This window comes from Methylosinus sp. KRF6, from assembly GCF_018887255.1.
In the GTDB taxonomy this organism is placed as follows: Bacteria; Pseudomonadota; Alphaproteobacteria; order Rhizobiales; family Beijerinckiaceae; genus Methylosinus; species Methylosinus sporium.
On the sequence record NZ_JAHLJF010000005.1, the window covers coordinates 14,702 to 35,441 of the forward strand.

Sequence of the window (20,740 nt, forward strand, 5' to 3'; positions counted from 1 at the left end):
CGCGGTCCCGCTGCCTGAAAAGCGGCGTTTTCCTCGCGTATCCGGCGCCCTCCCGCGGAAGGCGGAACCGCGGCCCCGGCTCGCGCGTCATATGGGAAGCGACTGCAATCTCATATGGCTTCATCCCGAAAATCCGACATAATCGCGGGATTCGCGTGAGCCGCCGCGCTCACGCCAGCCCTGACGCCCCGAAAGCGAGATCACCTTGGCTGAAACACGCAATTTTCTTCCCGTGACGCGCCGCCGGGCGCTCGCCGCCATCTCGAGCCTCGCGGGGCTGGCCCTGCCGGAATGGGCCCTGCGCCCCGCCCTCGCCGAAGCTGCCGCTGGCGAGACCGAGAGCCATGGGCTCTCCATTTTCGGCGAGCTCGCCGAGCCCGCGGATTTTCCGCATTTCGCCTATGTGAACCCCAAGGCGCCCAAGGGCGGAACGCTGGTGATGGAGCCGCCGCCGCCCGAGACGAGCAGCTACGATTCGCTCAACCCCTATATTTTGCGCGGCAATCCGGCGGCGGGCGTCGGGCTCATCTATGACACGCTGATGGCAGGCAGCCTCGACGAGCGCGACGCGCTCTACGGCCTCGTCGCCAAGCAGGTCCGCATTTCTGCCGACAAGCTCACCTACACTTTTATGCTACGCAGAGAAGCGCGCTTTCACGACGGCTCGCCGCTCACTGCCCATGACGTCGCCTTCTCTCTCGATATTTTGAAAAATGAGGGCCATCCGTCGATCTCGCAATCGCTGCGCGACCTCGTGAGCGCGACGGCGATCGCAGACGACATTCTCGTCGTGAAGCTCGCGCCGAGTCGCACGCGCGACCTGCCGATCGTGGTCGCCAGTCAGCCGATTTTCTCCAAAGCATTTTATACGAAACACCAGTTCAACGAGACGACGATGGAGCCGCCTCTCGGCTCTTCGGCCTATAAGGTCGGGCCCTTCAACCCGGGCCGTTTCATATCCTTCGAGCGCGTGCCGGACTATTGGGCGAAAGACTTGCCGGTCAATGTCGGCCAAGCCAATTTCGACGTGATCCGCTTCGACTATTACGCTGATCGCAACGTCGCCTTCGAGGCGTTCAAAGCCGGCTCCTTCACCGCGCACGAGGAGTTCACTTCCGCGATTTGGGCGACAGGCTACGACTTCCCCGCCTTTCGCGAGGGGCGCGTCAAGCGCGAGGAAATCCCAGACTACAACAATTCCAACTCTCAAGGCTGGTTTTTGAACATTCGCCGGCCGGTTTTTTCCGATCCGCGCGTGCGCAAGGCGCTCGGCTACGCTTTCGACTTCGAGTGGACCAATCACAACCTTATGTATGATTCCTACAAGCGGACGAGCTCCTATTTCGAGAATTCGGACCTCGAGGCGGTAGGTCCGCCGACGCCCGCTGAGCTCGTGCTGCTGGAGCCCTTTCTCGATCAGCTGCCGAAAGAAGTCTTCGATGCGCCCTTCCAGCCGCCCGTCTCCGATGGATCTGGTCAAGACCGCAATCTGCTTCGCAAGGCCATCGATCTGCTGACCGAGGCCGGGTGCACGCGCAGGGACGGCGTGACGCGCCTGCCGAGCGGCAAACCGATCGAAGTCGAATTTCTCTATAATTCGAGCTTCTTCGAACGTCTCACCCAGCCCTTCGTCAAAAATCTGAAGCTTATCGGCGTCAATGCGCGCATCCGGATCGTCGACTCCGCGCAATACAAGGCGCGGCTCGACGATTTCGACTACGACATCATCATGGAGCGCCCGCGCATGGGCTATTCGCCGGGCGAGGAACTGCGCGTCATGTTCGGCTCCCGAGCGGCGGGAACCAAAGGCGAACGCAATGTGATCGGCGTCGCCGATCCGGTCGTCGACGCCCTCATCGAAAAGGCGCTGCTCGCAAACTCGCGCGCCGAGCTCGTCGCAATCTGCCGCGCTCTCGATCGTGTGCTGATCGCGGGCTATTATTGGATTCCGCATTATTACAAGCCGACGCATTGGATCGCCCATTGGGATGTGTTCGGCCGCCCGGAGCGCTACCCACGCTTCGACCCGGGCATAGCCGCGACATGGTGGTGGGACGACGCCAAAGCGCGCAAGATCAACTACACGGGGCGTTGAACGAATATGGCCGCCTATATTCTGCGACGCTTGCTGCTGATGATCCCGACGATCCTCGGCATCATGCTCATCTCCTTCGCCATTGTGCAATTCGCGCCGGGCGGCCCTGTCGAGCGCGTCATCGCGCAGCTGCAGGGCTATGACATGGGCGCGACCTCGCGCTTTTCCGGCGGCGGCGGCGATGTCGGCCGCGGCGGCGCGGCGACGCCCGGCGCCGGCGCGGAAGGCGCCTCCAAATATCGCGGCGCGCAGGGGCTCGACCCCAAATTCATCGCAGAGCTGGAAAAGCAGTTCGGCTTCGACAAGCCGGCCTGGGAACGCTTCCTGCTGATGGTGAAGAATTACGCCGTCTTCGACTTCGGCCGCAGCTATTTTCGCGACGAGAGCGTGCTGAAGCTCATCGGCGAGAAGCTGCCCGTCTCCATGTCGCTCGGCCTATGGATGACGCTGATCTCCTATTCCGTCTCCATTCCGCTCGGCATCGCCAAGGCGGTGCGCGACGGCGAGCGCTTCGACGCCTGGACCTCCAATCTCGTCATCATCGGCTATGCGATCCCGAGCTTTCTCTTCGCAATGCTGCTCATCGTGCTCTTCGCCGGCGGCTCCTTCTGGCAGATTTTTCCGCTACGCGGCCTCGTCTCGGAGAATTTCTCGGAGCTGTCGCTCATCGGCAAGGTGGGCGATTATCTCTGGCACATCTTCCTGCCCGTGCTCGCCATGACGCTCGGCGCCTTCGCGACACAGACCTTTTTGACCAAGAACTCTTTCCTCGACGAGATCCGCAAGCAATATGTGCAGACGGCGCGCATGAAGGGCCTGACCGAGAATCGCGTGCTCTATGGCCATGTGTTCCGCAACGCCATGCTCATCGTCGTCTCCGGCTTTCCGGGCGCCTTCGTGCATGCCTTCCTGACCGGCTCGGTGCTGATCGAGACCATCTTCTCGCTCGACGGGCTCGGCTATCTCTCCTACGAATCCATCGTCAATCGCGATTATCCGGTGGTGTTCGCCAATCTCTATATTTTCGCGCTGCTGGGCCTCGTGGTGAATCTCCTCTCGGACCTCACCTACACATGGATCGATCCGCGCATCGATTTCGAGACGCGCGAGGTCTGACCGATGAACGAGACCAGCATCCCTGCCCCGACGATGAAACTCGCGCCGGAAATTCCGGGCGGCGGGCTGTTTCACCTGCGGCCGATCGACCGCCGCCGGCTGCAGAATTTCAAGGCCAATTCCAGAGGCTATTGGTCCTTCTTTGTCTTCATGGCGCTCTTTCTGCTGTCGCTGGCGTCCAACTTCCTCGCCAATGACAAGCCCGTGCTCGCCTATTACAAGGGCGAGCTGCTCTTCCCCATCTTCAAGGATTATCCGGAAGAAAAATTCGGCGGCTTTCTCGCGCGCACAGACTATCGCGATCCGACCATCGAGAAAGAGATCGAAGCGAACGGCTGGATGATCTGGCCGCCGATTCACTATTCCTACGACACGCATAATCTCGATCTGCCGACGCCCGCGCCCTCGCCGCCGACATGGCTGCTCACCAAGGCGCAATGCGAGGCCGCAGCGGCCAAGAAGCTCGGACCGGAGAAAGCGCATCTCGGCTGCTCGGCGATCGAATGGAACTGGCTCGGAACGGATGACCAAGGCCGCGATGTCGTCGCGCGTCTGCTCTATGGTTTCCGACTATCGGTGCTGTTCGGCCTCATTCTGGCGAGCATCTCCTCGATCGTCGGCGTCGCTGCAGGCGCGGTGCAGGGCTTTTTCGGAGGGTGGGTCGATCTCGTCTTCCAACGCTTTATCGAAGTGTGGTCGTCGCTGCCGCAGCTCTATCTGCTGATCATCGTCTCCTCCTTTCTGGCGCCGGGCTTCTTTGTCCTGCTCGGCATATTGCTGCTGTTCTCCTGGGTGTCCCTCGTGCATGTGGTGCGCGCCGAATTTCTGCGCGCACGCAACTTCGAATATGTGAACGCGGCGCGCGCGCTCGGCCTCTCCAATTTCCGCATCATCACGCGCCATCTCCTGCCCAACGCCACGGTCGCGACCTTGACCTTTCTGCCCTTCGTTCTCAATTCCTCGATCACGACGCTGACCTCGCTGGACTTCTTAGGCTTCGGCCTGCCGCCGGGCTCGCCGTCGCTCGGCGAATTGCTGCTGCAAGGCAAATCCAACCTCCAGGCGCCCTGGCTCGGCCTCACCGGCTTCGTCATCATCGCGCTGATGCTCTCGCTTCTGGTGTTCATCGGCGAAGCGGTGCGCGACGCCTTCGACCCGCGAAAGACCTTCCGGTGAACGATCGCATGGGCTCTTCTCCCCTCCTCGACGTCCGCGATCTCTCCATCGCCTTCTCGCAAGGCGGCAAGGAGACGCTCGCGGTCGATAAAGTCTCCTTCTCGGTCGAACGTGGGCGCACGCTGGCGCTCGTCGGCGAATCCGGCTCCGGCAAATCCATCACCGCGCTCTCCATCGTGCGGCTGCTGCCGCCGGCGGCGATCCACACATCGGGACGCATCGACTTTTCCGGCGAGGATATTCTGAAGGCATCGGACGCCGAGCTGCGCGCCATTCGCGGCGCGAAGATCACAATGGTCTTCCAGGAGCCGATGACCTCGCTCAATCCGCTGCAGACGATCGAGCAGCAGATCGGCGAGATCCTCGATCTGCATGGCGCGCGCGGCGCGGAAAAGATTCGCGCGCGCGTCGTGGAGCTGCTCGGCGAGGTCGGCATTCCGAACCCTTCCGAGCGTCTCACCGCCTTTCCGCATCAATTGTCGGGCGGCCAGCGCCAGCGCGTGATGATCGCCATGGCGCTCGCCAATCGGCCGGACCTGCTCATCGCCGACGAGCCGACGACAGCGCTCGACGTGACCGTGCAGGCGCAGATTCTCGCTCTGCTGGAGCGCGTGCAGAAGACCTATGGCATGGCCATGCTCTTCATCACCCATGATCTTGGCCTGGTGCGGCGCTTCGCCGATGATGTCTGCGTGATGCAGCATGGCCGCATCGTCGAGAAGGGCGATGTCGAGAAGGTCTTTTCGGCGCCCGAGCATCCCTACACCAAGGCGCTGCTCGCCGCCGAGCCCAAGGGCTCGCCGCCGGTGGAGGACGAAAACGAGCCCGTGCTCGTCGCCGCCGATGATCTCAAGGTCTGGTTTCCGATCAAGCGCGGCTTCCTGCGCCGCACTGTCGGCCATATCAAGGCGGTGGACGGCGTCACCCTCGCGGTTCGCCGCGGCTCGACGGTCGGCGTCGTCGGCGAATCGGGCTCCGGCAAGACGACGCTCGGCCTCGCGCTGCTGCGGCTCATCCGCTCCGAGGGGCCGATCCTCTATCTGGGCGAGCGCATCGACGCGAAATCGGTCGCAGAAATGCGCCCGCTGCGCCGCGACATGCAGATCGTCTTCCAGGACCCCTATGGCTCGCTGTCGCCGCGCATGTCGGTCGCCGAGATCGTCGCCGAGGGCCTCGGCGTGCAAATGAAGGGCCTCACCTTCGAGGAGACGCGCGAGATCGTCGCCAAGGCGCTGGCCGAGACCGGGCTCGACCCCGCCATGATGGACCGTTATCCGCATGAATTCTCGGGCGGCCAGCGCCAGCGTATCGCCATCGCCCGCGCCATTGTGCTGAAGCCGAAATTCATCGTGCTCGACGAGCCGACCTCGGCGCTCGACATGTCCGTGCAGGCGCAAATCGTCGATCTGCTGCGCGAATTGCAGGCCAAGCACAGCCTCGCCTATCTCTTCATCAGCCATGATCTCAAAGTGGTGAAATCGCTCGCCGCGCATCTCATCGTGATGCGCTATGGCAAGGTGGTGGAGGAAGGCCCGGCGGCGGATGTGTTCGCCGCGCCCAAGAGCGACTACACGCGCGCCCTCTTCGCCGCCGCCTTCCGCATAGAGGCCGAGCCGCACCCGGACGACAAGGCCTGATTCCAGTGACGGCCACGCGCGCCCTTGCGGCGAGGCCTCGGCTTCGTCACACTCGGCGGCGACGATTCGAATCCTTTCGAGGCAATTCATGAGCACGCGCGCAAAGGACGCCGCCGATATCATCGGCGCGCGCAATCCTCTGGGGCCGATCGAAACCGCGGTCGTGCTCGGACGCGAATTTCTCGCCGCCGCCGATATCGGCGAGCAGGCGGTCGCCATTCCCTATTCCGAACTGCCGGGATTTCCCGAGATCGAGGGCGGCGAGGTCGTGATCGGCCTCGTCGAAGGCGCGCCCATGCTGTTCTTGAAGGGCCGTTCGGAATTCTACGAGAGCGGCGATCCGAGCCTCATGTCTTCGCCGATCGAGACATTGATGCATTTGAACGTGCGCGCGCTTCTCTCCACCGGCCTCGCCGTCTCGACCAATGCGGATTTCCAGCCCTCCTCTATTTTCAGCGTGACCGATCACATTAATTTCAGCGGCTTGAACCCTCTCATCGGCGCCGCAGGGCAGAATTTCGTGAATATGAACAGCGCCTATGACAAAAGGCTGCTGCGACGGCTCAAGCAGGCCAGCGCCGGCGCCGGGGTGACGCTGAACGAAGGCGTGCTCATGTGGTTCTCCGGCCCGAGCTACGAGACCCCGGCCGAAGTGAAAATGGCCCGTATGCTCGGCGCCGATGCGCTCGGCATGTCGATCGCGCCGGAGGCGATCCTGGCCAAGCGCTTCGCTCTGCCCTTCGCGGCCGCCGCCGTCATCACAGACTATGCGGCGGGCTTCGCCGGCGGCAATCCGGCCTATGATCCCAGTCGAACCTCCAGCCTCGTCGCCTTGCGACGACTGCTGCGCGCCTTTCAGAAATTCAAATAGCGCCGAGGCTCGGCGACCGTTACGTCGGATTCGGCCGACGGAAGGCCATCACATTGGCGTCCAGCAGTTGCACCGGCTCATTGCGCTGATTGGAGGTGACGACGCGAATGGCGACCATTCCGCGATCGTCGCGGGACTTCGACGCCGTGATGCGCCGGATCGTCGCCTCGACGCTCAAGAGATCGCCGGGCCGCACCGGCCGCAGCCATTCGATCTTGCCGCCGACGCCGATCAGCCCGCCGGAGAAAGTCGCGCATTGCGTCAGCAGCCGCATTGTGAGGGAAGCGGTGTGCCAGCCGCTCGCAACCAAGGCGCCGAACAGACTGCTCGTCGCCGCCGCCTCGTCGAGATGAAAGGGCTGCGGGTCGAATTTGCTCGCGAAAGCTTTGATCTCTTCGATCGTCACCTCGATCGGCCCGGCGCGAAAGCGCTGATCGACGAAGAGGTCTTCGAGATAGAGCGGCTCGGGCATATCCCTCACTCCAATCCCTCATTCGATAAGGCGCCGCACGCTCGTCACCGCCGAGCCCGAAGCGAGAATCCGCTCGCGCGCCGGCGCGAAGGGCTCGCTCGCGACCTGAAGATGGAAGGCGTTGGCGTGCAGCAGGCGCTCCGCATCCTGCATTATGCCGACATGCCCTTTCCAAAAGACGAGATCGCCGCGCCGCAACGGCTCGCCCTCTGCGAGCGCGCGACCGAGCCCCTTCTCCTGCAAATCCGTGTCGCGCGGCGCCTCTATCCCGGCCATTGCGAGCGAGGTCTGCACCAGCCCCGAACAATCGACGCCGAGCCAGCTCTTGCCGCCCCAAAGATAGGGAGCGCCAATGAGACTCTCCGCCATGGCGACGAAATCCGCGACGCGCGCCTCGCGCGGCGTCAGATGCGGGCGATAGAGGAAGCCGCCGCCGGCCTCGATCAAAAACTTGTCGCGCTCGCCGACGATCTCGACGTCCGCGCCGAGCGGTAGAGCCAGCAAGGGCGGGTCCTTGATCTCTGGCCGCGGAAAAACAAAGGTGCGGGGAACGCAGACGCGATGCGTCGGCGTCTCGATCCGGCTCCACAGAACATTGGCGGCGATCCAACCGACATAGGAATCGCGCTCGAGCTGGACCCAGGACCAGCCCTCCTCATCGTCATAGACGATGACCGTCTCGCCATAGAGCGCCTGCGTGTCGAGCCGCGCATCCGGCCGCGGCTCGCGCTTCAGATCGGCGACGCCTTCCTTCACCTGCATCCGCCGCCCGTCGACGAAGCGCGCCGCCTCGACCTTGCCCTCGAGATGGCGCGCGGCGAGATCGGGCCGCGCCGGCGTCAGCCTTTTGTCGAAGCTCTCGCTCATGCCTTCACGCTCCAACGCGCGGCGCGCTCCTCGATCAATTCGGCGAGGAGGCGCGCCGTTTGAATCTCGCCGCCCTCCGGTCTGCCCGGCTTGGCGGAAGGATTCCAGGCGAAGAGATCGAAATGCGCCCATTTCTCCGGCTTGGTCACGAAGCGGCGCAGGAACAGCGCCGCGGTGATAGAGCCCGCATGTGCGCTCGACGACACATTCACGATATTGGACGCTTTGCCTTCGAGCTGCGCATCATAGGGCTCCCACAATGGCAGCCGCCAGACCGGATCGCCGAGCTTGCGGCCGTAAGTCTCGATCTCCAGCGCCAGAGAATCGTCTCCCGTATAGAAGGCGGGTAGTTCCGGGCCGAGAGCGACGCGCGCGGCGCCGGTGAGCGTCGCGAAATCGATCAGCAGATCGGGTTCCTCCTCGCACGCCAGCGCCAGCGCGTCGGCGAGAACGAGACGCCCTTCGGCGTCCGTATTGCCGATTTCGACGGAAAGACCCTTGCGGCTCGGGTAAATGTCGCCCGGCCGCATGGCGTCGGCGGAAATGGCGTTCTCGACGATGGGCAGCAGCACCCGCAGGCGCAGCAGGCGCGCGGAAGAACCCATCAGAATATCGGCCAGAGCCAGCGCCGTGGCGGCGCCGCCCATATCCTTCTTCATCAGCAGCATGGCGCTGCTCGGCTTGATGTCGAGGCCGCCGCTGTCGAAGCAGACGCCCTTGCCGACCAGCGTCACTTTCATCGCCTCTTCCGGCCCGAAGGACATATCGACGAGCCGCGGCGCCTGCGCCGCCGCGCGGCCGACCGCATGGACCAGCGGGAAATTCTCCGACAGCAGCGCATCGCCCGCGATGACACGCGCCTGCGCGCCATGTCGCGCGGCGAGCGCCAGCGCCGCCTCGGCCAGAGCCTCCGGCCCGAGATCATTGGCGGGCGTGTTGACGAGATCGCGCCCGAGAGAGAGAGCAGCGGCGATGCGCTCTATGCGCGCGCGATCGGCGTCCTGCGGCGCGCAGAGGCGCGGGCGCTCCTTCTTGGGCGCGACATAGCGCGAGAAGGAATAGCCGCCGAGCAAAAAGGCGAGCGCGGCCGAATAGGAATCGGATACGCCTTCGCGCAGACGATAGAGGCCGGGCGGCAGCGAGGTCGCGAGCTTGCCGGGAAGGAAAGGATCGCGATGACGCGCCCCCGCCGCCTCCACGCCGAACAGAACCACTGCCGGCGCGCCATCCGGCCCCGGCGCGAGCAGATGCGCGCCGACCTTGCCGTCGAAGCCGCAAGCGCGCGCGAAAGCGGCGATGGCCGGCGGCAAGGTCTCGGCGACGACCGGCCAGCTCTCTTTGTCGACGAAGTCGATCGGCGTCGCTTGCGCCGTCCAATCCTCCAATCGGCTCATTTCAACCTCTTTTCTTGTTCATTCGCGTCTTTGCGGCTTGTTTACCACCAAGACGCCAAGGACACGAAGACGATATAGGAGCCCGTATGGAAATCGGCCCGCTCTCCCGCTATCGCGCCCAGCTCGCGCTCGGCGCGCGGATCACCATCGCCGCTATGGCGACGCTCGGAATCGGCCATCTCCTCGGCACACCGATGATTTTATGGGCTGTGCTGACGGCGGTCATCCTCACGCAAATGAGCGTCGGCCGCTCGGTGAAGGCGACGATCGACTATTCCTTCGGCACGTTGGGCGGCGCGATCTACGCCGGGCTCGTCTCCAATTACGTGCCCGGCGCGCATGAGCTCGCGCTGCTCCTGCTGCTCGGCCTCGCCATCGCCCCGCTCGCCCTGCTCTCCGCGCTGACGCCGCGCTTCTCCGTGGCGCCGGCGACCGGCGTCATCGTCGTGCTCGCGCCGACCATCACGCATGTCACGGCCTTTCACTCGGCCTATGATCGCGTGCTCGAGGTGGCGCTCGGCGGCGCGGTGGCGCTGTTCGTGTCGCATCTCGTCTTTCCAGCGCGCGCGCGCATTCTCGCGCTCGAGGCCGGCGCCGACATGCTCGACCTCATGGCCAGGGCGCTGCCTGTGCTGTTTTCGGGCTTCGCCCGCCCGCAGGATCCAGAATCCATTCGCGATTTGCAGCGCGGCGTCGGCGACGCCTTCGCCCGCCTCGACAAAATGGAGCAGGAAGCGCGCCATGAGCGCATCGCCTTCCTCGACGCCGAACCCGATCTCGCGCCGCTGTTGCGCGCCTTGCTGCGAATGCGGCACGACCTCGTGATGATCGGCCGCGCCGCGGTCACTCCTCTGCCCGACGCGCTGCGTCCGCGGCTCGAGGCGCCGCTCGCCGCGATCGCGGAAACGGCCGCCGCCCATCTTCACGATTGCGGCGCCGCGCTGACCGCGGCGGGAGCGCCCAACGTCAGCGCCTCGCTGGAAGCGGCGTTCGACGCTTATTCGGGAGAGATCGCCACACTGCGCGAAGAAGGTATTTTGCGCAGCCTGCCGGTCGAACGCGTCGAGCACGTCTTCGCGCTCGGCTTCGCGCTCGAGCAATGGCGCGGCGACCTCGAGGAGCTCGATCGCAGGATCGCCGAACGCGCTCGTTAAGGAAGCGGCAAGGTTAACGATTTATTGCTCGACCCAGACGGTTCAACCGCAAGAGAGGGTCGCCCGATGTTCTCGTCCAATTTCGTCGCGTCGCGCCGCCGCAGCGCGCCGAGCGCGCTCGCGATCTGCGCCCTGCTCGCGCTCTCCGGCTGCGCCCAGCCGTTCTCCGACATCACCGGATCGATCGGCGCCGGATCGCTCGGCGCGACGCGACGCGCCGAGCTGCCGACCGACGAAGCCCAGCTACGCCGCTTCGCCGAGGAATGGGGCCATCGCTTCGACGCCGACCCGAAGAACAAATCCGTCGCTCTGACATATGCGCGCGCGCTTCACGCGCTCGACCGCAATGTCCAGGCCGTCGCCGTGCTGCAAGGGCTGGCCATTCGCTATCCCGACGATCTCGCCGTTCTCGGCGCCTATGGCAAATCGCTCGCCGACGCGGGGCGCCTGCGCGAAGCGGCCGATGTGCTCTCGCGCGCCCATACTCCCGAACGCCCGGACTGGTCGGTGCTCTCCGCGCAGGGCTCGATCGCCGATCAGCTCGGCCATCATGAAGAAGCGCGCGACTATTATCAGACGGCTCTGAAGATCAAGCCCGACGATCCGAAAGTGCTCTCCAATCTCGGCCTCTCTTACGCGCTCTCCAAGCAGCTGCCGCAGGCCGAGAGCACATTGCTGACGGCCGCCGCGCAGCCCGCCGCCGACATGCGCGTGCGCCAGAATCTCGCGCTCGTGCTCGCGCTGCAAGGCAAGTTCGACGAGGCCGAAAATTGGTCTCGCTATGATCTGTCGCCGATCGACGCTGCGGCCAATGTCGCCTCCATCCGCCAGATGATCGCGCAATCCAACAGCTGGCGCGAGATCCAGATCTACAGCGAGAAGACGAAGCGAAAGAGCGCCGAAACGCCCGCGCCGCGCGGAAAGCTCGGCGCGCTCACCAGCTCTGCGACATCACCTGAATGATCGCCGGCGCCATAACGACGACCATCAGCACCGGCAGGAAGAAAATAATCATCGGGACAGTGAGCTTTGGCGGCAGAGCCGCCGCCTTGCGCTCGGCCTCGGCCATGCGCATGTCGCGACTCTCCTGCGCGGTGACGCGAAGCGCGCGACCGAGCGGCGTGCCATATTTCTCGGCTTGAATGAGCACGGTCGAAATCTGCTTCACGCTCTCGAGCCCGGTGCGCGCCGTCAAATTCTGAAACGCCTGCCGACGATCCGGCAGGTAGGAGAGCTCCGCCGTCGCCAGCGCGAACTCTTCCGCCAGCGCGGCCGAACGCACGCCGATCTCCTGTCCCACTTTGCGAAATGCGTGATCGACCGACATGCCGGATTCGACGCAGATCAGCATAAGATCGAGCGCGTCGGGAAAAGCGATGCGCATACTCTCCTGCCGCTTGGTGATCGTATTGCTGATGAACAGCTCCGGCGCCTTGACGCCGAGATAGGTCGCGAAGATCACAATTCCCGTTTTCGTGAGCAAGGGCCAATCGGAATCGTCGAGCACGACGAGATAGAACACCGCAAAGAGCGCGAAAGCGATCGGCGCCACCAGGCGGAAGAACAGAAACGCCACCTCCGCCTGCGGCCCGCGATAGCCGGCCGAGGCGAGGCGCAGCTTGGCGTCGTCGGTGTTGAGCCATGTCGACAGCGAGAAGCGGTCGACGACATTCTTCATATATTGCTTGGGCTGCTGCCGCAGACCGCCGCCGTCGGCCTTGGCCGCCGCGCGCTCGCGCGCCCTGATGCGCTCGCGCTCATTGGCGACGCTCTTCATGCGCTTCGCCAATGTGTCGCCTTGCAGAAATGTCGCGCCGATCGACCAGATGGTGGCGATGACCGACATTGCGACGAGGACGCTGAAAACCAGCCGCCCATTGGTCGCGAATTCGACGATCTTCTCCATGAACCAGACCTTTCGTTCGACTCGACCGCTCAAATATCGAAGTCGATCATCTTTTGCATGATGAAGACGCCGATCGCCATCCAGAGCAGGCTCGCTCCGATGATGATATTGCCCACCGTCGTATTGAAAAGCACCCCGATATAGGCCGGATTGGTGAACCAGACGACGAGCCCGACGAGAAACGGCAGGCTGCCGATGATGCCGGCGGACGCCTTGGCCTCGGCCGACATGGCTTTCACCTTGGCCTTCATTTTCTTTCGCTCGCGCAGCACGCTGGCGAGATTGGTGAGCGCCTCGGAGAGATTGCCGCCCGCCTTCTGCTGAAGGCTGATCACGATCGAGAAGAACGACGCTTCCGCCACCGGAACGCGCTCTGCGAAGCGTTCCGTCGCCTCGGCGATCGACAGGCCGATCGTCTGCGACTCGACGATCTGGCGAAACTCGCTGCGCAAAGGCTCCGGCGCCTCGCCCGCGATCATGCGAAAGCAATCGGCGACCGGCAGGCCGGCTTTGACGCCACGAATGATGATGTCGACGGCGCCCGGAAACTCGGCGATGAATTTGGCGATGCGCCGCTTCGCCAGAAAGCCCAGCAGCCAATGCGGCGCGCCGACGCCGGCGACGACGCCCGCGCCCAGCGCGACGAGAAGATCGGAATTGAACACGAAAGCGACGAAAGCGATGACGAAGCCGAAGGCCGCGGAAGCGAGGAGAAAGATCGGAGGCGTCGTCGTGAGCCCCGCTTGCGCGATACGCTGCTCGAGCGTCACTTTCGCCTTTTTCTTGGTCTCGACATCTTTGAGACTATCCTGAATCACCTTGCGACGCTTGGCTGGATCGCCATTGCGCGCATCGCGGCGTCGATCGGCGGACGACATCAACGCCGCCGTCCGCTTCTGCGCCAGGATCTCGCCGGAGAGATAGGGATAAACGAATGCGTACATCACTCCGCCGACGGAGAGCATGACGAGCGCTGCGGAAAGGAGCGACTGAGGATCCATAGTCTGGTCCCGCGATCAATTTTCGTCGTCGATGACTGAGGCGGCGTCGAGCGCCGCGGCGAGCCGGTTCTCCTCGCCATAGTAGCGCGCGCGCTCCCAGAAGCGCGGCCGGCCGACGCCGGTCGAACGATGGCGGCCGATGATGCGCCCATTGGCGTCCTCGCCGATGATCTCATAGACGAAGAGATCCTGCAGCGTGACGACATCCGCCTCCTGGCCGAGCACCTCGGTGATATGGGTGATGCGACGCGAGCCGTCACGCAGGCGCGCCGCCTGCACGATAATGTCGATCGACGACACGATCATATCGCGGATCGTCTTGGCCGGCAGCGAGAAGCCGCCCATGGTGATCATGGATTCGAGACGGCCGAGCGCCTCGCGCGGCGAGTTGGCGTGCAGCGTGCCCATCGAGCCGTCATGGCCAGTGTTCATCGCCTGCAGAAGGTCGAACGCCTCCGGTCCGCGAACCTCGCCGACGATGATGCGTTCGGGACGCATACGCAGGCAGTTCTTGACGAGATCGCGCATCGTCACGGACCCCTGCCCTTCCAGATTGGGAGGACGCGTCTCCAGGCGCACCACATGCGGTTGCTGCAACTGCAATTCAGCCGCGTCTTCGCAAGTGATCACGCGCTCGTCGGTGTCGATATAATTGGTGAGACAGTTGAGCAGCGTCGTCTTGCCGGAGCCCGTGCCGCCGGAAATCAACACATTGCAGCGCACGCGGCCGATCACCTTCAACACTTCGCCGCCTTCGGGCGAGATGGAGGCGTAGCGGATGAGCTGGTCGAGAGTGAGCTTGTCCTTGCGGAACTTACGAATGGTGAGCGCCGGGCCGTCGATCGCCAGAGGCGGCGCGATGACATTGACGCGCGAGCCGTCGAGCAGGCGCGCGTCACAGATCGGCGAGGATTCGTCGACGCGGCGGCCCACTTGGCTGACGATGCGCTGGCAGATATTCATCAGCTGCGCATTGTCGCGGAAGCGGATGTTAGTGAGCTGGATCTTGCCGCCCACCTCTATGTAGGTCTTGGCGGCGCCATTCACCATGACGTCGGCGATGTCGTCGCGCATGAGCAACGGCTCCAGCGGACCATAGCCGAGGACGTCGTTGCAAATATCCTCGAGCAGTTCCTCCTGCTCGGCGATCGACATGACGACATTCTTGATCGCGACGATCTCATTGACGATGTCTCTGATCTCGTCGCGTGCGCTTTCCGGCTCCAGCTTGGAGAGCTGCGCGAGATCAATCGCCTCGATGAGCGCGCCGAAGATCATGCTTTTGGTGACGTAATATTGCTCCGAGCGCTTTTGCTCGGCGGCAGGCGCCGCCACCGCCATCACCGGCTCCGCGACCGGCGCCGGAGCCTTGCTCACCGGCGCCGGCTGCTGCGCCGGCCGCGCGGCTCCTGTCTGCGCCGCTCCGACATTGGTCCGCTTTCCGAACATGCGATCTCCCCGTAACGCCTATGCGTCGCTCGTCAACCGGCGAGCTTTCGCGACAAACGATCGAGCAGCGGCGCGAGCAATCCGCTCTTGGACTTGCGGCTCACGGCGCGCCCCGTCAGTTCGCGGCCGAGCGCGTCGAATTGCTCGATGAGCTTCGAGGAGGGCTCGACCTCGGCGATCATTTGTCCATTGTTCGACGCGGCTCCGAACAGCTTCGGGTCGAAGGGAATGATCGCCGACGGCTCCATCTCTATCGCTTTGGCGAAATCCGCCACCGCGATCTCCGGGCGCTTCGGAACGCCGACGAAATTCAAGACGAGCTTGGGCGGCGCATCGTTCTGACGCGCCGCGCGCAGCTGGTCGACGAGCGTCTTGGCGTTGCGCAGATTGGCGAGGTCTGGCGCCGCGACGATGGCCACCTCGTCGGCGCCGATCAACACGCGCTTCGTCCAGGAGGACCATTGATGCGGAACGTCGAGGACGGTGCAGGGCGCGGTCGCCCGCAGCGTGTCGATGATCGCGTCGAAGGCGGTCTCCGGCAGATCATAGAGGCGATCGACCGTCGCCGGCGCCGCGAGCAGGCTCAGCTGATCGCTGCACTTCGACAGCAGTCGGTCGATGAGATTGGCGTCGACGCGATCCGGCGCGAACACTGCTTCGGCGACGCCCTGTGGCGGGTCCTGATTGAAGTCGAGCCCCGCAGTGCCGAAAGGCAGATCGAGATCGGCGACGACGGTCTGCATCTGCAGCGCACGCGCGATCGACCAAGCGAGGTTATGCGCGATGCAAGAGGCGCCGACGCCGCCCTTGGCGCCGGCGATCGCGACGATGCGCCCGAGCGCCTCGGCGCTGTTGTTGTAGAGATCGGAAATACGGGAGATGAAACCGAGCACATCGATCGGCGCCACGATATAGTCGCTGACGCCTCGCGCTATCAGCGCGCGATAGAGCGAAATGTCGTTGACATGGCCGAGCACGACGACCTTTGTGCCGGAATCGCAGGATTCCGCCAGAGTCTCGAGCTGCGAAATGAGAGCATGACGCTCGCCGACGGCCTCGAGCACGATCAGATTGGGCGTCGGCGCCGATCGAAACGCCTCGATCGCCGCGACGACGCCGCCCATATGGACTTTGACATGCGCCTTGTCCATGCGGCGATCCAAGGCGGCCGAATTCATCACCGCCACGGCTTCCGGCGTCTCGCAGAACGCCTGCACGGAAATGCGCGGTAACGGAGCGATCTGCGCCGCGTCGCTTTCCGCTATTGCCGACTGCTCTTTCATCAACCGCCTCCAACCCCGCTGATATTCGATCCCTTGACGCGCCAATTGGTCGCGGGATCCGCGCCTTTGCGCACATTGCCGATCGCACGCATTCGCGATTCGATATCGGCGGGCGTTTCGCCGCGCGGCGCCGCGAGATCGCGAGGATCGTCGATCTGCGCCGCGAATGTCGTCTGACTCGCACAGCCGAAATTCCAATAGGTCGTATTGTCCCAGCCTTCGAGCGAGCTCGCCGAAGCGAGATCGGCCGGCCATTCGCCGCAGCGTCCGGCGACCTTCGCGCGAACGCCCTGGAACGACAGCCGCACCGGCGCGGCGAGATTGGGATCGCTGACCGGATAAGAGGCGACATAGACGGCGCCCGAGACGCCATTCTCGGCCAATATGCGTCTCACGGCGTCGACGCCGCTGCGCGCCGCGAGCTGGTCCTTGGCGCCGGTCGGCGCGAGAAGCGTGATTTGGCCATGGCCGAAGCGCCGATATCGCAAAACGAAGTCGCGAATGCGCCCCGTCGTCGCAAAGTCGACACCCTGCGACGGAAAAACATCGATCGAGACGCTGGCGTCCGCGAGCGCCACGGGATGGCGGTCGCGATAATCTTGCGCGACGGCGCGCGGCGGCAACGTTCTGTTCACGCCGCAGCCGGCGAGCGGCGCCATCGCTGCGAGGCAGGCGAGCCTCACCGCGAAGACCTCGAGTTTCGCGCTGTTCAGTCGGATAGACATATGAGACCGCTCCTCGCCCGCGCTCAGTCCTGAATGAAGCCGATGCGGCCCTTCAGGCGCGGAACCGCTTGCGGATGTTGGGGATTGGCGTAGAGCCGATTGACGCGCCCGAGCAGCCATGCCTGCGGGTCGGTGGCGTCCGCGAAACCGTCGTCCGGCCGCGCCACGTCACGCGCCTGGATCGAACGCGCGATATAGGGCGTGATGACGATGAGCAGCTCGGTCTCGTTGCGGAGATAGTCGCGCGACCGAAACAGCGTCCCGATCACGGGCAGATTGAGCAAGCCGGGCAGACCGTTGACGGCTTGATCCGACTTCTGCTGCAAGAGCCCAGCCGTTGCGATGGAGGCGCCGGAGGGCAGCTCGACGCTCGTCTCGTTCTTGCGGGTCTTGAAGCCCGGAACTGTGACGCCATTGTAGGTTTGCGCGCCTTGGTAGTCGACCTCCGTCACTTCGGTGGCCAGATGCAGAAGAATGCGTCCTTCGGCGAGCACCACCGGCGTAAAGTTCAGCGAGACGCCATATTGCTTGAACACGATGCCGACGGTGCAGAGGATAGAGCTGCTGACGCAATTTCCGTTGCCGGGCACCGCGACTTCGCCTCCGACCGTGAATTTGGCGGATTCTCCCGAGACCGCGGTGACGGTCGGTTCGGCGAGGATGCGCGAGACGCCGTAGCGCTCATAGGCCTGGATCGTCGCTGTCGTGCCGTTCGGTCCGTTGAGGCTCAACGCGCTCGTGGTGAGCGCCCCATTTATCGCAAAGGGGTTTTGCTGAACCAGCTTGCCCCAGCCGCCCGTGAGGATCGTCTCCCCGGCGCTCTGCGCCGAAACGCCGAGCTGCTTGATCACGCGCCGCTGCACTTCGGCGACGGTGACCTTCAGCATCACCTGATCTTGCGTATTGATGGTGAGCGCATTGACGACGAGCCCTTCGCCGCCCGCTCCATTGCCCTGCGACGAAGCCGATCGGGCGGCGAAGCCTTTGGCGATGTCGACGGCGCGCTGCGCCTCGGCCGCCGACTCCACAGTGCCCGTGAGGATGATCGTGTCATTCACCGTGCGCGCCGTAATGTTCGATTTGGGAAGCGCGGCGCGCAGCAGAGGACCGAGCTCGCCGACGTCGCGACCAATGCTGATCTCGAGATTGGCGATCTGCCGCCCGGCGCGATCGATGGCGAAAATCGTGGTTTGACCGGTTTCCGCGCCCATGATGTAGAGCTTGCGCGCCGAACGAACGACCGCGTTGGCGACCTTGGGGTTGCCGATCACGATTTCAGACGCCTCCGCCGGCAGATCGACGATGATCGATTTGCCGACGCCCATGGCGATGCGCCGCGACAACAGCGCGTCCGAGCCCGTTTCGACTCCCGGCCTCTCCAGGGCGAATGCCGGAGCCGCCGCCAATGAGACGCCCGTGAGCGCGAGGATCGCGAGAGCCGCCGCTCCCGGCAGACGACACGCCGAGGCGTTCATGCGCTTCGTTCCGCTTTCGATTTTCGCCATAGGGCGCCGTCCTTCGATGAGCAGCATCGCGTCACCGCGTGCGCATGGTTGTCGGGACGCCGAAGCGCACGACCGTGAGCGAATCGTCCGCCGCCGACGCCTGCTTGTCGTCGTCATGCGCGTCCGCCATGGAGCGCAGCATGAGCGCCAATTGGCCAGTGCGCTGCGCGAGAATGACGAGCTCGGCCTGGCGCGGCTCGAGATCCAGCGTGGCGGTCGCCCCGGTGACGACGGATTCGCCGTTCTTGGTCTCGACGATCGGCCCGATCGCCATCACGCGCACATTGGTCAAAATGATTTCCGACGAGAGATCGGCGGCGCCTTCGCGGCCGCGATCGGCGTCGCGGAATGTGCGCATCACATCGACATGATCATTGGGAAGTATGAATCCGCCGGCGGTGGTGTTGGGCGAAATGTCGATCGCGACGGCGCGATGTCCGGCCGGAAGCAGCGTCGACATCAGCCCGGCGGTCGGCCCTTTGACGAGTCGCTCGCGCCGCACCGGCTCGCCATTGGAGATCGGATTGCGGACATAGGAGCCGCGCAGCTCTTCTTTGGCGTTCGGCGCCTCGCTCTTGCGCAGCACGCCCTGCGGCACGGCCCCGATCGGCCATTCGATCCAATTTGTGTCCGGCTCCGCGAGCGCCGTGCCGTAAGAGAGATCGCGCGTCGCCACCAAGACATTGTCAGTCTGCGGCTGCGTGGGGATCATTTGAACGATCTTCGGCGCCTCGGGAGCCGATCCGCTCATCATCAGAAAGGCTCCGCCGCCCGCTGCGACAGCGACGCCGAGAACCACGATCTGCGCCTTGTTCATTTGCTTCCAGTCCGATCGCCCCAGCTAGAACGGAGCAATCCGAATGAAAGCGGAAAAACGTCAAATTATGGTTAATCGCCGGTAAGAGACCGGCTCATTTCCGGATTCGCAGCGGCGCGGCTTTCGCGCTCCGCGCAAATCACGCCGCCGTGAGCAGCGTCCAGAGCTGGGAATTCGGATAGACCGCGATCCCGGCGATCGCCAGCGCGATTCCATATGGGACCCCCTCGGTCGCGTCGCACAAATGAGCGAGCCGGGGCGAATCGACGACGAAGCGCGGCTCGTATCGGCGCAGAGCGAGGATCGCGAGAGTGAGCGCGCCGCCCGCGAGAGACGCCACGAGCGCGTAATCGGCGAGTTGCTCGAAGCCGAGCCACAAGGCCGTTGCGGAGGCGAGCTTGGCGTCGCCGCCCCCCATCCAGCCGCGATTGAACATCAAAAACGTCGCCACCAGAACCGCCGCTCCGCAGGCGACATGCGAGAGCACGCTGTCGAGCGGCATTGCGGCCCATGCGGCGAAGACGGCGAAGAAGCCGACGAGCGCCAGCGAGACGCGGTTGGGAATCGTCATTGTGAGAAGATCGGCGAAGGCCGAAAACGCCATGAGCGCCGGAAAGAGAATCAGCGCGGCGGCGGCTGCGATCATGAGCGTCGTTCCTGTCGCCGCGCCTTTTTCGTCTGCGACAAAGGCGCCTCTCGAATTTGCGTTGCGCGCGCCGAAAGCGCGCGCGATTCGCGCGTCGCGCGGCGAGGAGCCGACGCGCGCGCACGAGTCGTGATCGCTCAGCTGAGGTTCTGGGCGATCTTGTTGAAGGTCTCGGACAGATTGCTGCCCACGAGCTTCACGGCCGTGATGATGATAACGGAAATCAGCGCGCCGATCAGGCCATATTCGATAGCCGTGGCGCCGGACTCATTGTCGAGAAATTTCAAAAACGACGATTTCATCGTCCACTCCCGATATTTGGCGTCGCAATTCGACGCCGGCTGACCGAGCCGGCCGGCCCGTTCGAGCCGGCCTGCGGCGGATTTGCGAGCGCTGACGAGCTCTCGTCGCGGCGGCGACGAGATCATCCCCCGCCCGACCTCAGCTCAGATTCTGAGCGATCTTGTTGAAGGTCTGGGACAGGTTGCTGCCGACGAGCTTCACCGCGGTGATGATGATGACCGAAATCAGCGCGCCGATCAGGCCGTATTCGATGGCGGTCGCGCCGGACTCGTCCTTTACGAACCGCGAAAACAAGCTCTTCATACTCGTGCTCCTCGCTCTAT

General features: G+C 64.0%; 20 protein-coding genes. 7 read left to right on the top strand and 13 right to left on the bottom strand.

The window, feature by feature from the left end:
- Nucleotides 1-205 precede the first annotated feature (205 nt).
- From KP010_RS20805 to KP010_RS20825, 5 genes are all read left to right on the top strand, one after another.
- On the top strand, nucleotides 206-2,095 hold the full coding sequence (locus KP010_RS20805) for an extracellular solute-binding protein (protein ID WP_246659817.1): 1,890 nt from the start codon (nucleotides 206-208) through the stop codon (nucleotides 2,093-2,095).
- 6 nt (nucleotides 2,096-2,101) lie between these two features.
- On the top strand, nucleotides 2,102-3,211 hold the full coding sequence (locus KP010_RS20810; RefSeq protein WP_142862709.1) for a microcin C ABC transporter permease YejB: 1,110 nt from the start codon (nucleotides 2,102-2,104) through the stop codon (nucleotides 3,209-3,211).
- Nucleotides 3,212-3,244: 33 nt separating this feature from the next.
- Nucleotides 3,245-4,387, top strand: coding sequence for an ABC transporter permease (locus tag KP010_RS20815; protein WP_371824247.1), 1,143 nt, complete (start codon nucleotides 3,245-3,247; stop codon nucleotides 4,385-4,387).
- Between the two features lie 8 nt (nucleotides 4,388-4,395).
- The gene (locus tag KP010_RS20820; protein WP_142862716.1) at nucleotides 4,396-6,024 is read left to right on the top strand and encodes an ABC transporter ATP-binding protein; all 1,629 of its coding nucleotides are present in this window, start codon (nucleotides 4,396-4,398) and stop codon (nucleotides 6,022-6,024) included.
- Nucleotides 6,025-6,112: 88 nt separating this feature from the next.
- Nucleotides 6,113-6,895, top strand: a complete 783-nt coding sequence (locus KP010_RS20825; RefSeq protein ID WP_142862711.1) for a phosphorylase — start codon at nucleotides 6,113-6,115, stop codon at nucleotides 6,893-6,895.
- A 19-nt stretch (nucleotides 6,896-6,914) separates the two neighbouring features.
- Here the strand turns inward: KP010_RS20825 and KP010_RS20830 are convergent, their stop codons facing one another.
- From KP010_RS20830 to KP010_RS20840, 3 genes are read right to left on the bottom strand one after another with little or no spacing between them, the layout of a single operon-like run.
- Entirely contained in the window at nucleotides 6,915-7,367 is a 453-nt protein-coding gene (locus KP010_RS20830; protein WP_142862712.1) for a MaoC family dehydratase, read from the bottom strand.
- 18 nt (nucleotides 7,368-7,385) lie between these two features.
- Nucleotides 7,386-8,234: a C40 family peptidase gene (locus KP010_RS20835; protein ID WP_142862713.1), complete on the bottom strand. Its 849-nt coding sequence runs from the start codon at nucleotides 8,232-8,234 to the stop codon at nucleotides 7,386-7,388.
- Nucleotides 8,231-9,628, bottom strand: a complete 1,398-nt coding sequence (locus KP010_RS20840) for a M17 family metallopeptidase (protein ID WP_142862714.1) — start codon at nucleotides 9,626-9,628, stop codon at nucleotides 8,231-8,233. Before KP010_RS20840 ends, KP010_RS20835 begins: the two co-directional genes overlap by 4 nt.
- An 86-nt stretch (nucleotides 9,629-9,714) precedes the next feature.
- Here KP010_RS20840 and KP010_RS20845 point away from each other — a divergent pair, with 86 nt between their 5' ends.
- Nucleotides 9,715-10,782, top strand: a complete 1,068-nt coding sequence (locus KP010_RS20845; protein ID WP_216281580.1) for an FUSC family protein — start codon at nucleotides 9,715-9,717, stop codon at nucleotides 10,780-10,782.
- A gap of 66 nt (nucleotides 10,783-10,848) precedes the next feature.
- The gene (locus KP010_RS20850) at nucleotides 10,849-11,745 is read left to right on the top strand and encodes a tetratricopeptide repeat protein (RefSeq protein WP_142862989.1); all 897 of its coding nucleotides are present in this window, start codon (nucleotides 10,849-10,851) and stop codon (nucleotides 11,743-11,745) included.
- Here the strand turns inward: KP010_RS20850 and KP010_RS20855 are convergent.
- The 10 genes from KP010_RS20855 to KP010_RS20900 all read right to left on the bottom strand — a co-directional run bounded on the left by KP010_RS20855 (nucleotide 11,717) and on the right by KP010_RS20900 (nucleotide 20,720).
- Nucleotides 11,717-12,688 (bottom strand): type II secretion system F family protein, encoded by a 972-nt coding sequence (locus tag KP010_RS20855; protein ID WP_142862988.1) that lies wholly within the window; start codon nucleotides 12,686-12,688, stop codon nucleotides 11,717-11,719. The genes KP010_RS20850 and KP010_RS20855 overlap by 29 nt on opposite strands.
- A gap of 29 nt (nucleotides 12,689-12,717) precedes the next feature.
- Nucleotides 12,718-13,689 carry a type II secretion system F family protein gene (locus KP010_RS20860; RefSeq protein WP_142862987.1) on the bottom strand — a complete coding sequence of 324 codons (972 nt, stop codon included), beginning with the start codon at nucleotides 13,687-13,689 and terminating at the stop codon, nucleotides 12,718-12,720.
- A 15-nt stretch (nucleotides 13,690-13,704) separates the two neighbouring features.
- Nucleotides 13,705-15,138: a CpaF family protein gene (locus KP010_RS20865; RefSeq protein WP_108916522.1), complete on the bottom strand. Its 1,434-nt coding sequence runs from the start codon at nucleotides 15,136-15,138 to the stop codon at nucleotides 13,705-13,707.
- A 32-nt stretch (nucleotides 15,139-15,170) separates the two neighbouring features.
- A complete protein-coding gene (locus KP010_RS20870; RefSeq protein WP_142862986.1) occupies nucleotides 15,171-16,421 on the bottom strand; it encodes a CtpF protein in 1,251 nt (416 codons plus the stop codon).
- Nucleotides 16,421-17,146 carry a CpaD family pilus assembly protein gene (locus KP010_RS20875; RefSeq protein ID WP_142862985.1) on the bottom strand — a complete coding sequence of 242 codons (726 nt, stop codon included), beginning with the start codon at nucleotides 17,144-17,146 and terminating at the stop codon, nucleotides 16,421-16,423. Before KP010_RS20875 ends, KP010_RS20870 begins: the two co-directional genes overlap by 1 nt.
- A 23-nt stretch (nucleotides 17,147-17,169) precedes the next feature.
- Complete coding sequence (locus tag KP010_RS20880; protein WP_246659845.1) at nucleotides 17,170-18,651, bottom strand: type II and III secretion system protein family protein; 1,482 nt, start codon at nucleotides 18,649-18,651, stop codon at nucleotides 17,170-17,172.
- 31 nt (nucleotides 18,652-18,682) lie between these two features.
- Nucleotides 18,683-19,468, bottom strand: a complete 786-nt coding sequence (gene cpaB / locus KP010_RS20885; RefSeq protein ID WP_142862983.1) for a Flp pilus assembly protein CpaB — start codon at nucleotides 19,466-19,468, stop codon at nucleotides 18,683-18,685.
- A 139-nt stretch (nucleotides 19,469-19,607) separates the two neighbouring features.
- Complete coding sequence (locus tag KP010_RS20890; protein ID WP_253203954.1) at nucleotides 19,608-20,114, bottom strand: prepilin peptidase; 507 nt, start codon at nucleotides 20,112-20,114, stop codon at nucleotides 19,608-19,610.
- 137 nt (nucleotides 20,115-20,251) lie between these two features.
- Nucleotides 20,252-20,416 (bottom strand): Flp family type IVb pilin, encoded by a 165-nt coding sequence (locus KP010_RS20895; protein ID WP_142862981.1) that lies wholly within the window; start codon nucleotides 20,414-20,416, stop codon nucleotides 20,252-20,254.
- Nucleotides 20,417-20,555: 139 nt separating this feature from the next.
- Complete coding sequence (locus tag KP010_RS20900; RefSeq protein ID WP_018265749.1) at nucleotides 20,556-20,720, bottom strand: Flp family type IVb pilin; 165 nt, start codon at nucleotides 20,718-20,720, stop codon at nucleotides 20,556-20,558.
- Nucleotides 20,721-20,740 lie beyond the last annotated feature (20 nt).